The sequence below is a fragment of the Acinetobacter sp. NigerLNRRAM0016 genome (assembly GCF_054112845.1).
Genome location: NZ_JBSYVT010000020.1, coordinates 1 through 13,423 on the forward strand (window position 1 = coordinate 1; position 13,423 = coordinate 13,423).

Genomic DNA, 13,423 nt, shown 5'->3' on the forward strand with positions numbered 1-13,423 from the left:
TCTGAGACACACTATAAAATGATGATAATTCGTTTGTAAGCTCTTTGATTAATTCGGTAGCATACAACCCTATCAAGTTATTTACATAATATTTATTTAAAGGTATTTCATATTCACCATTTTCTAAAGGCTTTAATAAAAGAATAAAATCCCTAGGTCTCAAATATGTATGATCCGAAATATATTTAAAACTAGACTTTGGAGTAAAGTCATCATTAATTAAACTATCCCAAGCCGAACTAGAGTTGTAATTAAATCCTGCCTTTTCAAAAGCGTATTTAGTTCTTCTTTCAACTAGTTTTTTTAAGCCTACACTGCTCTCTTTATCTAAGCTTTGATATTCATCTTGATACCAATCTAATCGAGTGGAATATGATGAGAATATCTTAGCAATATCTGCCCCTTGAGAAGAAAGTGTTCGTTCAACATCATCCCTAATTAATATGATAACTTTAGCTAAAATTCCATTTTTTGCAAAAATGTTATTATTGACATGCTTACTAGCTCTAAGCAATTCCATGATTGTCAATAAAGATTCCTCACTATCGGCATTAAAACCAATATCAAGATCATCAAAGAAAATAACATACTCATTATTATTATTTTTCTCAATTTCAGATTTTAGAATATTTATAATAACTGTTTCCAAGTGTGGTATTAATTTAGGCTTTGTTGCACAAACCTATCTCTAAAGGCTTATTCCACAATATAATTCTCAAATGAATAAGCCCACACCTAAAATCTATCGTACAACCAATTGGTCTTCTTATAACAGTGCATTAATAAATCGAGGAAATCTCTCAATTTGGTTTGATCCCAAGACTCAATGGTACGCTCAACCCAAAGGTAAACATGGTCGAAATCAAACTTATTCAGATACAGCCATCCAATGCTGTTTAATGATCAAATCCTTATTTCGTCTTTCTTTACGCATGGTCACTGGCTTTGTGCAAAGTCTCATTCATCTTTGTAGATTAGATTGGACAGCACCAGACTATTCCACCATCTGCAGAAGACAAAAGCATATTGATATTGCAATTAACTATCAAAAAAGCAGTAATGGTCTCCAGCTACTCGTCGATTCTACTGGCTTAAAGTTTCTAGGCGAAGGTGAATGGAAGCGTAAGAAACACCAACCTGAATATCGTCGCCAATGGCGTAAACTTCATATTGGTATAGATGCTGAAACCCTTCAAATACGCGCTATTCAACTCACTACAAATAATGTGAGTGATTCACAAGTGCTTGGTGATTTACTCGATCAGATTCCACAAGATGAGCAGATTGACTCTGTCTATACTGATGGGGCTTATGACACCAAGCAATGCCGTCAAGTAATTGCAGACCGACAAGCACATGCGGTGATTCCGCCAAGAAAAAATGCGAAACCTTGGAAAGATACAAAGACCAGCTCGCTAGAGCGAAATGAATTACTTCGAACAGTTAAACGTTTAGGAAGAACAATATGGAAAAATTGGTCAGGCTATCATCGCAGAAGTCTGATAGAAACCAAGATGCATTGCATCAAATTATTAGGCGATAAACTCCGTGCGAGAAACTTTCAAAGCCAAGTCAATGAGATTCATGCACGTGTGGCCGTATTAAATAAATTTACAGATTTAGGCCGACCTCACACCCAAGTTGCCACTTAAATTTAGATAACTTGGAAGAAGTTTAGCTTTTGAATGTTTGTGCAACAAAGCCATTAATTTATAAAATGGAGCACGTGATTCTTTAATTTGAATATCGCCACCAATTTTACCTTTAATAAATCTTTTAAGTTGTTCAATATTAATTTCAAAATTATATTTTTTAACTAATTCTAAAATCTCCCCCTTATTGATATCAATAAATCCTGAATTCTTTTTTAAAAACTCTTTTAACAAATTAAATTCTGGTGCATCTTTGATTGCCTCATTCTTAAAAAAAAGGCTTAGTAAATTAGTATAAATCAACCATTTAAATAGCTGTTCCTTCGATATTTCTCCTTCTTTATCCGCCCCAATTTGTACAAGTTTTTCAAGACTAACAACATCTTGTCTTATAAATTTACAAAATATATTTGGTTCATTTTGAGATAGTAAATATGTATATTCTGCAAAAGCACTTTTACCGGAACCTTTTCGGCCTACTACAATAAACTTTTCACTTGCCAATTCAGTATGTAAATCATGGTGATCTTCATAAACATCTGACAAAAATACTCTAGAATTTGGAAGTGACTCTGCTTCCGCTTCTGGTGCACCAAAATATAAAGCAGTTTTATCTTTTTTTCTTAACCCATTGAAAAACATAGTCCACCCTCTTATAAACCATTATAATTAATAATGTTTTTTGAAATTTAATTTTATAATTGGATTATATTTCTAATTTAACCTGAAAGATATTCAATTCTAAAATTTTAAATATAAAATTAATCAAACACCTCACACCAAAAACAACATGACCATCAAAAAAGTATCCTCTATCGCCAAACTCGAAGACTTAGGACATATCCAACTTTCAAAGTCCTTTTTTATACGCGATTTCTGAATCCCTCTAAATCTCCCTTTTAAAAAAGGGAGACTTTGTCATGTGATTAATTTGATACGCGAAGTTCCCTATCCTTTTAGGAGAGGGCTAGGGAGAGCTAAAACTACCTAGCTAATTCCCCAAAATCCGCTAAAATCTGCAAATAATTTTATTACTTCATCCATAATGAACTTAGAACTTTAGAACAATATGAAACTATCTATTATTACGTTGGCTACGCTTACACTTCTAAGCACAACCACCTTCGCTGAAACCAAACCCAATGTTCCAGCTAAAGAAGCTAGCCAAATCTTTAAAGCAGCTGGCTTCAAAAAAACAAAGTATGGTTGGGAAGGCGACTGTGACACAGGTGAAATCACCACATATAAAGACTTAAATGGTGACGGCTTAAAAGACGCAGTCATTTCAGACTACAGCACCATGTGCTATGGCAACACTGGCGTCGGCTATTACATATTGGCACAGCAAAAAAATGGAAACTGGGTAACTATTTTAAAAGAAGCAGGTATGCCCGATTTCTTAAAAACCAAGGGTAAAGACGGGTGGCCTGATATTGAAAATGGTGGCCCAGGTTTCTGCTTCGAAGTTTTACGTTGGAATGGTCAGCAATATAAGGTTCATCACTATGAGTATCAGGGCAAAGCATGCTCATTAGAATGAATGAAGGTGTCATAAAATAAAATCCCTCATGAACGAGGGATTTTTTATTAACGCACCACACCCAACTTATTCCAAATCTCAGGCGTCAAAAAGGTCGTCACCATCTTATTTAAATCCACATAACGCAACAAACCATTTAACTGCTGTTTTACTTCAGTATTCTTTACAATTTCCTCACCCGTAATACGCCCCAACTGCTGAAAACTTTCCCCAACCGCTTGAATACCATCTGCCTGAATCACGGCTTTGGTCTGTGCCGAACATTGTTCAACTAAAATGCGCTGTAACACCTGCGCCACGTTTTTATCCAGTGCGGTTTTCTGATCTTCCGTGACCTGACTGTACTGCTGTAAATCAGGATGCGTCGATAACGCCACAAAAGTCCATTGCAACACCGCAGTTTTATCGGTCGCTGTGGTCGACTTCACCAAACAGTCACTCAGTTGATCCACTGTAGTACTTGCCATACTCATTTGCGTTGCACCCAAAACCGTGGCTGCCAACAACACCGCACGCCCAAGACCCGACCATTTCCCCTGAGTTTTCACAAGCAGAACCGACATATGCTGAATTCCTTTAAATCATTGGCTTCTTTGTAGCATAGCCATTACAGCTCAGTTGTTATGACTCTGTATCTCGTGAAGCTATTTACCTAATAATTGCAACACATGCTGCAAACGGACATTTTCAGGGTTGTGCTTATACACCGCATAAATTGGGGCAATACACGGTAAATCTGCCTTTAAAGGCTTATACACAATCTGTTTATTCCAGAAATCACGAATAGCTTCAGGCACAATGGATAAGCCAATACCCGCTGCAATCAGGTTTAAACTGGAGGTTAAACGCGGGGCTTCTTGCACAATCTTCGGACTAAAGCCCGCCTGATAACAACTTGCCATAATATTGTCGAATAAGTCCTGCCCCGCTAAACGGCGATACAACACAAAATCATACGGTTCCAAAGCCAGCAATTGAATGGCATTCGGCTGTTCCGCCAGTGGATGATTATTCGGCATTGCCACAATCAAGGGTTCATCCAGTACATGCAAGCTATTTAGCCCCGCGCCAAGCGGTGCAGGTTTGCGTAAAAATACGATGTCGTTTTTATCATTAGTGATGGAATCAATCAGTGAATTACTGCCATCTTCTTCTAAATGAATCGACACCACAGGAAAGGTTTCTCGGAAATTACGCAGCAAGGCGGGTAAAAAAGGATGCAAGCCGACTGAATTGGTAAAGCCAATATTCAACTGCCCTTCCAAACCTTGGGTAATGTTCTTGACCCGCTGCGGAATGGCCTGTGCATGTGCCAGTATGGTCAATGCTTCCTGATACAAAACTTTGCCCGCTTCAGTTGCCTCGACACCACGCGGCAAGCGCTTAAGTAACTGTGCATTTAGTTCATCTTCCAGCCCTTTAATAATGCGGGTCAACGGCGGTTGTTGCATATTCAAACGCACCGCTGCACGTGAGATATTGCTCTCTTCCACCACAGCAACAAAGGCTTTCAGCTTGTGAATATCCATCCAATTTCCCGTTATAAAGCATACTTTTTAAGTATAGATTAGATCATAAATAGCATTTTTCATTATATCTCAACAAGCTCATACTTTTGATATTCCAGAGAGCGAGGTTGGAAATGAAAACTGAAATAATTCCCTTAGAGCAAGAGATTCATCCCAATTCTCAGGAATTATTTATGGGATTTATGAAGCTCGGTCTGATGGGGTTTGGTGGGGTGTTACCTCTGGCACATCGCATGATTGTGGATGATCGTAAATGGCTGACAATTGAGGAATTTACCCATTTACTCGGGGTGTGCCAACTGCTGCCCGGTGGTAATATCATCAATATGGCAGTGGCAATTGGCTATCAATTTCAAGGGGTCAAAGGTGCCATCAGTGCTGTGGTGGGTTTAATCTCTGCCCCGACTTTCATTGTGATTCTGCTGTATGAACTGTATGCCCAATTTCAGTCGATTCCTACGGTCAAACACATGCTTGAAGGTTTGGCTGCGGCGGCTGCGGGCCTGCTGTTTGCCATGGGGCTGAAAATGCTGCGCCCGATTATGAAACGCTATTTAACATGGTTCACCATCGCCCTAACCTTTGTGTTTATGCTGATGATCAAAATCCCGTTGCTGCTGACCCTTTTAATACTATTTGCCATCAACATTGGTGTACTCAGTCTGAATAAAGGGGGAAACAACGCATGATTCTGATTGCTCTCGCCATCGTTTTTACTCAATTGTCTTTGCTGGCTTTTGGGGGTGGCAATGCCATTTTGCCAGAAATGCAGCATCAGGTCGTTGAAGTCCATCACTGGTTAACCGCAACCGAATTTAGCACCATGTTTGCCATGGCACAGGCAGCACCCGGTCCGAATATGATGGTTGTACCCTTGGTCGGTTGGCATGTGGCAGGTCCCGCAGGACTCTTGGTGACGTCACTGGCAAAATTTGGACCATCCTCCGTGATTACCGTATTTGCGCTGAAATTCTGGAATCAGTTTAAAGACCATCCTTTACGCGAACGTTTTGAAAAAGCCTTAAAACCCATTACAGTCGGTTTGATTCTGGTCAGTGCATGGATTATTGCCGATGCTTCTGCTCAAAATGTTTTACTGATCGCTATCGTTGTTATATCAACCATACTCAGTATGTTTAAAAAAGTGCATCCGCTATGGGTGATGTTGTTTGGTGCAGTGATGGGTGCAGCCCTGCTGTAACCGCAACTTACGCAATGGCCGAACTATGAATAAAGCATGAAGAAAACCTTACATAATCACGTTCAAACTGTCCTTTATCCTGTTTTTTAAAGCGTCATCATAAGGACGATTTTATTGAAGAGGAATCGTCATGGGCAAAATCAAAATCGCCATTGCTGGTCTGATGGTGATCAGCACACTAGCAACATCGGGATGCGTATTTTTCGATCCGTTCTGGTGGGGTGATGATGGACATCATCATGGTGGGCATGACGGCGGTGGTAGAGGTGGTCATGGTGGCGACCGCGGTGATTATGGTGATCGAGGACCACGCTAAGTTGATGCCAAGCATTCTTTCCCAGCACAGATGTTGGGAAAGAATAAAGAGCGATAATTTTAAAAATACAATTAATACACACTCAACAGCAGTTACTCGCCTAACCCTACACCGTAGTTCTCTCTAGCACTCGGCTAAATGATCTCGCACGCACGTCCATCCGACTAAAGACAACAAAGCACCGCTTAAATCAGTCATCTGGCTATGCTATGGTGATGTCAAACCACTTCATCAATAACAACTCAGAGAGAACAACATGTCTAAACAAATTCTCATGCTGGTCGGTGACTATGCCGAAGATTACGAAACCATGGTGCCTTTTCAATTTTTGACAGGACTGGGCTATAGCGTACATGCGGTCTGTCCAGATAAAAAATCGGGTGACAGCATTGCCACAGCCATTCACGATTTTGAAGGCGAACAAACCTATAGCGAAAAGCGCGGACATAACTTTGCCATTAACTATGATTTTAATGACGTGAACACCGCAGACTATATCGGTCTGGTCATTCCAGGGGGACGTGCGCCAGAATATTTACGTATGAATACGCGCGTGATTGAGATTGTGCAAGAGTTTGATGCTGCGAAAAAACCAATTGCCGCTGTATGTCACGGTGCACAAATTCTGGCTGCAGCAAATGTACTGAATGGTCGTACCTGTTCTGCTTACCCTGCGTGTGCCGCCGAAGTAAAACTGGCGGGCGGTCACTATGCCGAAATTGCCGTGACTGAAGCAGTTACCGATGGTCATTTGGTGACTGCACCTGCTTGGCCTGCACATCCTGCTTGGATGGCACAGTATGTCAAAGCACTGGGAGCTACCATTCAGATTTAAAAATTTGTGTTGAAGCCATCCTGCTTGCGTTCCAAACAAAACATTTGGAACGCATACCAGTCTTGAACTATTTCATCAAGGGCAACTGATGGTGGATGGTCGGAGATTTGTTCCAGTACCAATAAAAATAGCCCCCCTGATTGAGCAACAAAGTATGTGTCTTTAAAACAGTTTGTTGTGCCTGTCCCCAGCACGCATGTGCCGAGTTACGGTTATTGTGCAGGTTCATGTATTCCCGCTCTGAATGCGCAGGCTGAGGCGGTAAATACAGGGCTGAACCCACAGGAATCCACAAATCAGCCAGATAGATTTTCTTACGCTTCGGCCAATAACGCGCCACGCTAATCACCAAAGGTAAGCTTTCATCTGTAGAAGCAAAGATATGTGGAAAATCATGATGTTCCAGATCGGTGCAGATAAAAGGAAATAAAGTTTTGCCACTGCCCGCAGCTGTGCCTGCATCTAGATAGGGGCACCAGTAACTTGCCCACATGCCATAGTCATATTCAATCTGGGACAATTTGGTGACTGGACTTTGAATTTGAATGGCTTGACCCGCTTCGACTAAAGTAAAGCCAAAAGCGGCCGCATTTTCTCGGGTTGCCCATAAAGCTTCAAACTCAAACTGGGTACCTTCAAATTCCAGTTGTGTTTCTAGACCATAAGGTGCTGTGTCTTTGCTGCCTAAAGAGCGTGGAACGCGGTACTCTTTGCCTTTATTTTTCTGACTTTCAGGTGCCAAGCTTAAGGGTTTGACCTTATCTGGCAAAGTGGTGAGATAGCTAGGTCGACCCGCATCATTATAAAAATAAGGGGTGAGCTGAATATCAACCTCATACTCTCTCACCTCCCGATCCAATAAAGGAGCTTCAAAGTAAACGCCATTATCCGAACTGTTACACATCCCATGTTCCTATTGATTGGTTCTCATTCCGTGACCACACCAGTTGCATCTCCCAAATCCATCAAGCCATTATTTATTGCCCCTGTTTTAACATGCGCTTTGCTCCCGCATGGTTATAGTTGCTGGCAAGGTTCTGCAAAATTTTATTGGCTTGACCCTTTGGATTGGAAAAACGGCTACTGTAAGCAGGCACACTGGTCAAACAGCGTGCAACGAGCATGCCTGAATCGGTATAGACATTGGCATTGGTGCCTGCCAGTTTGCCGAAGTTATAGGCACGTTGGGCATTGTTACAAGCATTTAATTTGTTGGTGCCCTTATTCAGATCACGGCGGGCTGCCACATAGGCTTTTAATTGCTGCTGCTGAGGTGTTTCAAGCACAGCTGCCGAAGCGGTTTGTGCTACTTCTGCAGCAGGCTTATTGTCTTTCTTCTTCTCGGCTTCTTTTTTATCTGTGTCTTTGCTGCTTTCTGCTTTGTTCGACTTGGTTGAAGTTGTAGTCTTTGCCGATTTTTTCTCCGAAGCTGCAAATCCACCATTTTTATAGAATTGCTTGGCTTCATCTGCACTTAAAACACGAGTCTGTAAACTCACTGTACGTGCCTTTGCATTCGAATCCAGTTTACCTTCTGCGGTCGGCTCAATCGAAACAATCCATCGTTCATCCGCCATTACACACTGATATGCTCCGACCCCTTGCTTGACTTGGCTATTGGCATTCAGGCGCTTTTTCTGCACCTGATCTTTCACCAGTTGCAGATTACTTTTATACAGCAAGGCAAATTTTCCGCCTTTGGCGTGACAATAGTTGCCTAAATACTTGCGCGGATACAACGCTTGAGTTTCCGTTGAATTCTGTTGTTGTCCCCAGTCATAGACATATTCTTTCGCACTGCCATTTGCTGCATTCAAGTTTTTTTGGTCAATTAACGCTTGTGCAGAGGCATAATTATTATTGGAATCTGAACTAAAACCACCCAAATGGTTACAGCCTTGCATAGTAAATCCCAACACCCCGATAAAAATGAATTTTTTTAAATTCACGTCGTCGTTCTCAATAATTATTTTATTGTTTAAAAATATCGCATATTACATAAAATAACAAACCATAGCTTATTGATTTTATTATTCATTTTTATATTTTTATTGAAAGCTTGATCAAACTTACCCAATTAAATGCCAAACATTTTTTCTTTTTAGAGCTTTGCTTGTTTCAATTAACAGAAATAAAGAATGAGGAACAACTCCCCATTCTTAATGTTCAAGCATGAATAGTCGTAACACTACTTCACGTCCGCTTCAATTTTGTCTAAATTCCAAACTCCACCTGCGGCTAGGCCTCGACACATACCTGTCCAACGATCCATGGTTTGCACAAACTGCTGACCATTCCACACCCATTCGGCAATAGCCCAGCAATCACCAATACCACGTCCTTTTTGTCCACTCACAATCCTCCCTTCGGAAAAGTCGGAAGCCGTTTCCGTGACAAAAGTTGCAGGACCTTTCAGTGAAGCATCTAAAACCCACATGCCATAACCTTCATTATAGGCAGCGCGCCAGCACAGCGTTGAGGCTAGAACTTTTTGTCCACTTAATTTATACAGTTGTATTGGTTGTGGCTCCTCCCCATCTCCCGAATAAACGCCCTCACAAAATCCTTCAGGAACCTCATCCCCTTTGGGTTGTGCCGAGATCAGGGTCTTATACAATGCTTGATATTGGCGATGCTGAGGTTCTAATGTGAGATAAGGTGAATTGGCTGTTTTCACCTGTTTGACTTGTAACTTCGGCGCCGCTGCACGGACTTGGGCTTCGCTTTTCTGCCCTTTTTGAATTAAAGCGCCGACTGTATTGACCCGCTTCTGAACATCATCCATTTTGAGCAAAACTGCAGTCATTCCTACATCAGAAATTTGCCAAGACAAGTCCTGAGTCTTAAATTCTATTTTGGCACTATGCACTGCCAGTTGAAGCAAGGCATTCACTTGTGAAGCGGATAACTTCCCCATCACAGGGAATTCATGACTGTCGACCTTGACCAGTCCTAAATCACGACCATTCAGATAAAAATGAATATTTTTAGCGGCTTGTTGCGCTAAGCTGTCCTGCTCAAAACTAGCGAGAGCAAATTCTGCCCGAACAGGTTGTTTCTCTCCCGCCTGACGCGTCAAAAGAAGAGATGCAGGTTCTAACTCACCATCTTCATCATTTTGATAACCTGCTGCACGGCAAGTCCCCGTATTACTACAGTAAAGTTCCCAGTCTTCATGCGCAAAGGACATGCCTTTCATTTCCTGTGCCCATAGCGTTGTACTGATTGCAGAGATACAGCCTATTGAAAGTAAAGCAAAAATAGATTTCATAAGGAATACGCTGTTATTTATTGTCATCGTGATGCTTCAGTTTAATGCTTTTCCCTATTTTTGCCAGTTCAGCACTCTAGCGTGCATAAAAAAACCTGCTTTTCGCAGGTTTTAAATTAGAAGAATCCGTCCTTTATTCATCCAGAATGGATTCAAAGGCTTTTAAACGCTTGTAAATCGACAACAGTTCAATAATGGTTTTCCACGACATGATCAAATATTGAAACGATTCACGGACTTTATCAAACACGTTCCCAATCTGATTGACCAGACCTAAGGTCATTTTTCCCGCAGCAATCGATGGGAACAGCACCACCAAGCTATACAGGATATCCAATTGGCGGTACCACGTAGCAACCAAGTTAAAATAAGCATAATGAAAATACAGACGGAAATAGTTTTTGCGTACGCGACTAAACAATTCGGTAAGGGTCGCAGGTTGCGCCCGATCTGCATGATCTTCCCCATAGACCAGCTCTTTACGGTATGCGGCTTCGACTTTCTGATTGTTAAATTCCAAGCCTGGCAATTTACTGCCGACCACCATCAACAACACGGTTCCAAAAATTGCCCAAATAATCGAAGCCCAAACCAGTGAATGTTGGATTTCACCGACAATGGGTAACACAGGCACATGCTTAGACAGATCAAATAGAATAGGCAAAAACGCCACCAACACCATAATGGCTTTAATCAGTTCAACGCCTAAATCTTCCATAATGGTTGCGAAGCGCATGGTATCTTCCTGCACACGCTGTGACGCCCCCTCAATACGACGTAACTGTTCCCAACGCTCGGTGTAGTATTCATTCATGGCAGTCCGCCAGCGGAACACATAATGGCTGGTAAAAAAGGCATTTACCACCGCAAAAGTCACAGCAACCATGGCGATATAAAGGAAGGTTAATGTTCCCGTATACAGATCTTTAATATCCCCGCCTTTACCCAACATATTCTGGATTAAATCCCAGAAAGGTCCATACCACGCATTAATCGCAACGCTGACCTGCACGCCAAACCAGATGTTAAATAAAATGAATGCGGAACCCCAAATTGACCAACGCTGCCACTTGTTATCCGAAAAAAATCTCCAAAAAGCAGCGAACAAGGCCGTTGAAATAAAGAACCAAAGATAGAACCATAAGAAGGACGCTGACCAGAAACGGCTCACTCCAATCGGCAGTTCAGCACTTGCATATCCCTGTGGCCATCCAATGGCACTTCCCCATGTATTTCCGCCCGTATACCACAGGGCTACATTGATCACCGACCAGATCAGTACGGAAATAAAAAACCATTTGGGATTTGGAAAAAATGATTTAAACATCGAACCCGAAAATCCTTGAGTTATTGGAATGAATATCCTTGGAATACTAATCCTAATTCTGTAATTTCTGGTACGAAGTTTTGCATAAATTTGTACTTTTTTCTTTTTGAATCACCCACTTATGTAAATAATTCTCATTTATATATTATTTTAGTTGATCTATCTCGTAATTTTTCCAAACCTAGTCAGTTTTCCACTTGCGGTTCGGTTTTCTTCTCACACTTCAGCTTACTTTACATAATTGTTCTATTCCTTTTCATCATCCAACCTTATATTTCTGGTTTATTGCACTTTTTTTAAAAAAATTAAGCTTTACTGAGACCTAATTTAAGTCATTTAGAAAATCGCTTTTACTCTCCCTTGTGATTAGTAATTCCATGACTTATTTCGCATTTCAGATAAATAGCGATAAATGTTTCTGATGAACAATGCTACACTGCTGCCATAAATTTAACCCCATGCATAAGGAGAATAATATGGAATCTTTTGTCATCGAACTGATCAAACCGATTACCCTCGAGAAAGAAAATTTTGCGCCAAAAGTCTTTGAAGAAGGAACTGTACTCAAAGTTTTACTTAAAACACCCAATTCACTCTTGGTGAGTGATGATGCCAAATTTAGTTTTACTGTCGATCTCAGTGCTGAAGATGTGATTTGGCGTAGGCTCTAAGGTTGCAATTTCTCTATTCTCAGTTTTTTGAATCCCGCGAATACACGCTCCATATCTTCTATATGGAGTTCTTCTTCAAGTCCGCAGTGATGTGGTCAACCATCAGACCGCTGTTTCATCCGAATACACAAATACAAAGAATTATTTCTGACAAAACCACTTTGTGATATTTACATTCAAACAATTCAACTTATGATGTAAATGTTTCTCTATCCTACGCACAGATGGAATTGTGTGGACACCCCATAAGGTTTTAAACGATGAAAAAAATAATTCTTGCCAGCCTAATTGCCATTTCGACCCAGTTTGCTTTTGCAGAAAATAAAGCACCAACCGCTGATCCTGCCTTTGCCGAAGTCGAAGCCATGGTGAAAGCCAATAACATGACGGGTGCCTATCAAGCACTGGAAAAACTCGGTAAGGCGGGGAATGCTCAAGCCCTGTATAATTTGGGTTATTTAACCCAGACAGGACAAGGGGCACCCAAAGACGAAAAGAAAGCCATTCAACTGTATGAACAATCTGCCAGCAAAGGCTATCCAGTCGCGGACTATGTCTTAGGTAAAAACTATCTTGCAGGTTCACTGGGTGTAAAACAGGACACTGCCAAAGCGAAACAATATTTTGAGAAGGCCTCTGCTAAAGGCTTCAGTGATGCGACGGTCGATCTTGCCGTGTTACTGTTTTCAGAAAATAATCCCGCATCGGATAAGTTGGCACTACAAAAGCTGGATCCTTTAATCAAAAAAGGTAATTTCCAAGCCATTCATGCCAAAGCCTTATATGACATCAGTACGGGTTTCAAAAATAAAGACGAAGCACCCATCAAGCAAGGTTTAGCCAGCATTCAAAGCTTGGCACAAAAAGGCTATATCCCTGCCTTAATGGCGGTAGGCAATATGTTCACCAATGGTAATATCGTGCCGCAGAACCTGCCTGAAGCGAAAAAAATCTTCTCTGCACTCGCGAAAGAAAATGTACCACAAGCGCAAGAATCATTAGCCGTGGTTGAAAAAATGATGGCTGAACAAGCCAAAGCTCCTGCAACTACAGCAACCAAAGCTGCGAAAAAGAGCTAATT

General features: G+C 41.2%; 16 protein-coding genes. 8 read left to right on the forward strand and 8 right to left on the reverse strand.

Features of this window, described 5'->3' with window-relative positions; all coding sequences use genetic code 11:
* Positions 1 to 649: P-loop ATPase, Sll1717 family (locus tag ACWQ4X_RS12670; protein WP_457903881.1), on the reverse strand; the 649-nt coding region annotated here is incomplete at its 3' end.
* A 70-nt stretch (positions 650 to 719) separates the two neighbouring features.
* Here ACWQ4X_RS12670 and ACWQ4X_RS12675 point away from each other — a divergent pair.
* A complete protein-coding gene (locus ACWQ4X_RS12675; protein WP_004637176.1) occupies positions 720 to 1,652 on the forward strand; it encodes an IS5-like element ISAha1 family transposase in 933 nt (310 codons plus the stop codon).
* Here ACWQ4X_RS12675 and ACWQ4X_RS12680 read toward each other — a convergent pair.
* The gene (locus ACWQ4X_RS12680; RefSeq protein WP_457903882.1) at positions 1,620 to 2,294 is read right to left on the reverse strand and encodes a P-loop ATPase, Sll1717 family; all 675 of its coding nucleotides are present in this window, start codon (positions 2,292 to 2,294) and stop codon (positions 1,620 to 1,622) included. The two genes, ACWQ4X_RS12675 and ACWQ4X_RS12680, sit on opposite strands and share 33 nt — an antisense overlap.
* 427 nt (positions 2,295 to 2,721) lie before the next feature.
* Between ACWQ4X_RS12680 and ACWQ4X_RS12685 the strand changes: the two genes are divergently transcribed.
* Positions 2,722 to 3,192: a hypothetical protein gene (locus ACWQ4X_RS12685; RefSeq protein ID WP_457903883.1), complete on the forward strand. Its 471-nt coding sequence runs from the start codon at positions 2,722 to 2,724 to the stop codon at positions 3,190 to 3,192.
* Between the two features lie 47 nt (positions 3,193 to 3,239).
* Here the strand turns inward: ACWQ4X_RS12685 and ACWQ4X_RS12690 are convergent, their stop codons facing one another.
* Together ACWQ4X_RS12690 and ACWQ4X_RS12695 are read right to left on the reverse strand one after the other, a co-directional pair.
* Complete coding sequence (locus ACWQ4X_RS12690; protein WP_457903884.1) at positions 3,240 to 3,755, reverse strand: hypothetical protein; 516 nt, start codon at positions 3,753 to 3,755, stop codon at positions 3,240 to 3,242.
* A gap of 81 nt (positions 3,756 to 3,836) precedes the next feature.
* Positions 3,837 to 4,721, reverse strand: coding sequence for a LysR family transcriptional regulator (locus tag ACWQ4X_RS12695; RefSeq protein ID WP_457903885.1), 885 nt, complete (start codon positions 4,719 to 4,721; stop codon positions 3,837 to 3,839).
* 113 nt (positions 4,722 to 4,834) lie between these two features.
* Here ACWQ4X_RS12695 and ACWQ4X_RS12700 point away from each other — a divergent pair, with 113 nt between their 5' ends.
* The 4 genes from ACWQ4X_RS12700 to ACWQ4X_RS12715 all read left to right on the forward strand — a co-directional run bounded on the left by ACWQ4X_RS12700 (position 4,835) and on the right by ACWQ4X_RS12715 (position 7,073).
* Complete coding sequence (locus ACWQ4X_RS12700; RefSeq protein ID WP_457903886.1) at positions 4,835 to 5,410, forward strand: chromate transporter; 576 nt, start codon at positions 4,835 to 4,837, stop codon at positions 5,408 to 5,410.
* Entirely contained in the window at positions 5,407 to 5,922 is a 516-nt protein-coding gene (locus ACWQ4X_RS12705) for a chromate transporter (protein WP_457903887.1), read from the forward strand. The genes ACWQ4X_RS12700 and ACWQ4X_RS12705 overlap by 4 nt, the downstream gene beginning before the upstream one ends.
* A gap of 163 nt (positions 5,923 to 6,085) precedes the next feature.
* On the forward strand, positions 6,086 to 6,238 hold the full coding sequence (locus ACWQ4X_RS12710) for a hypothetical protein (protein WP_457903888.1): 153 nt from the start codon (positions 6,086 to 6,088) through the stop codon (positions 6,236 to 6,238).
* Between the two features lie 256 nt (positions 6,239 to 6,494).
* The gene (locus tag ACWQ4X_RS12715; protein WP_457903889.1) at positions 6,495 to 7,073 is read left to right on the forward strand and encodes a DJ-1/PfpI family protein; all 579 of its coding nucleotides are present in this window, start codon (positions 6,495 to 6,497) and stop codon (positions 7,071 to 7,073) included.
* Between the two features lie 67 nt (positions 7,074 to 7,140).
* Here ACWQ4X_RS12715 and ACWQ4X_RS12720 read toward each other — a convergent pair whose 3' ends face one another.
* From ACWQ4X_RS12720 to sbmA, 4 genes are all read right to left on the reverse strand, one after another.
* Positions 7,141 to 7,977, reverse strand: coding sequence for a hypothetical protein (locus tag ACWQ4X_RS12720; protein ID WP_457903890.1), 837 nt, complete (start codon positions 7,975 to 7,977; stop codon positions 7,141 to 7,143).
* A gap of 73 nt (positions 7,978 to 8,050) precedes the next feature.
* On the reverse strand, positions 8,051 to 8,977 hold the full coding sequence (locus ACWQ4X_RS12725) for a hypothetical protein (RefSeq protein ID WP_457903891.1): 927 nt from the start codon (positions 8,975 to 8,977) through the stop codon (positions 8,051 to 8,053).
* 284 nt (positions 8,978 to 9,261) lie between these two features.
* Positions 9,262 to 10,344 (reverse strand): DUF1176 domain-containing protein, encoded by a 1,083-nt coding sequence (locus ACWQ4X_RS12730; RefSeq protein ID WP_457903892.1) that lies wholly within the window; start codon positions 10,342 to 10,344, stop codon positions 9,262 to 9,264.
* 133 nt (positions 10,345 to 10,477) lie between these two features.
* Positions 10,478 to 11,671, reverse strand: a complete 1,194-nt coding sequence (gene sbmA / locus ACWQ4X_RS12735; RefSeq protein ID WP_100242169.1) for a peptide antibiotic transporter SbmA — start codon at positions 11,669 to 11,671, stop codon at positions 10,478 to 10,480.
* Between the two features lie 476 nt (positions 11,672 to 12,147).
* Here sbmA and ACWQ4X_RS12740 point away from each other — a divergent pair, with 476 nt between their 5' ends.
* Both ACWQ4X_RS12740 and ACWQ4X_RS12745 read left to right on the forward strand, forming a co-directional pair.
* Positions 12,148 to 12,342, forward strand: coding sequence for a hypothetical protein (locus ACWQ4X_RS12740; RefSeq protein ID WP_457903893.1), 195 nt, complete (start codon positions 12,148 to 12,150; stop codon positions 12,340 to 12,342).
* 260 nt (positions 12,343 to 12,602) lie between these two features.
* Complete coding sequence (locus ACWQ4X_RS12745) at positions 12,603 to 13,421, forward strand: tetratricopeptide repeat protein (RefSeq protein ID WP_100242167.1); 819 nt, start codon at positions 12,603 to 12,605, stop codon at positions 13,419 to 13,421.
* Positions 13,422 to 13,423: the final 2 nt, after the last annotated feature.

Coding starts and splice junctions, on each gene's coding strand:
- ACWQ4X_RS12675 (WP_004637176.1), top strand. CDS start 720: ATGAATAAGCCCACACCTAAAATCTATCGTACAACCAATTGGTCTTCT.
- ACWQ4X_RS12680 (WP_457903882.1), bottom strand. CDS start 2,294: ATGTTTTTCAATGGGTTAAGAAAAAAAGATAAAACTGCTTTATATTTT.
- ACWQ4X_RS12685 (WP_457903883.1), top strand. CDS start 2,722: ATGAAACTATCTATTATTACGTTGGCTACGCTTACACTTCTAAGCACA.
- ACWQ4X_RS12690 (WP_457903884.1), bottom strand. CDS start 3,755: ATGTCGGTTCTGCTTGTGAAAACTCAGGGGAAATGGTCGGGTCTTGGG.
- ACWQ4X_RS12695 (WP_457903885.1), bottom strand. CDS start 4,721: ATGGATATTCACAAGCTGAAAGCCTTTGTTGCTGTGGTGGAAGAGAGC.
- ACWQ4X_RS12700 (WP_457903886.1), top strand. CDS start 4,835: ATGAAAACTGAAATAATTCCCTTAGAGCAAGAGATTCATCCCAATTCT.
- ACWQ4X_RS12705 (WP_457903887.1), top strand. CDS start 5,407: ATGATTCTGATTGCTCTCGCCATCGTTTTTACTCAATTGTCTTTGCTG.
- ACWQ4X_RS12710 (WP_457903888.1), top strand. CDS start 6,086: ATGGTGATCAGCACACTAGCAACATCGGGATGCGTATTTTTCGATCCG.
- ACWQ4X_RS12715 (WP_457903889.1), top strand. CDS start 6,495: ATGTCTAAACAAATTCTCATGCTGGTCGGTGACTATGCCGAAGATTAC.
- ACWQ4X_RS12720 (WP_457903890.1), bottom strand. CDS start 7,977: ATGTGTAACAGTTCGGATAATGGCGTTTACTTTGAAGCTCCTTTATTG.
- ACWQ4X_RS12725 (WP_457903891.1), bottom strand. CDS start 8,977: ATGCAAGGCTGTAACCATTTGGGTGGTTTTAGTTCAGATTCCAATAAT.
- ACWQ4X_RS12730 (WP_457903892.1), bottom strand. CDS start 10,344: ATGAAATCTATTTTTGCTTTACTTTCAATAGGCTGTATCTCTGCAATC.
- sbmA (WP_100242169.1), bottom strand. CDS start 11,671: ATGTTTAAATCATTTTTTCCAAATCCCAAATGGTTTTTTATTTCCGTA.
- ACWQ4X_RS12740 (WP_457903893.1), top strand. CDS start 12,148: ATGGAATCTTTTGTCATCGAACTGATCAAACCGATTACCCTCGAGAAA.
- ACWQ4X_RS12745 (WP_100242167.1), top strand. CDS start 12,603: ATGAAAAAAATAATTCTTGCCAGCCTAATTGCCATTTCGACCCAGTTT.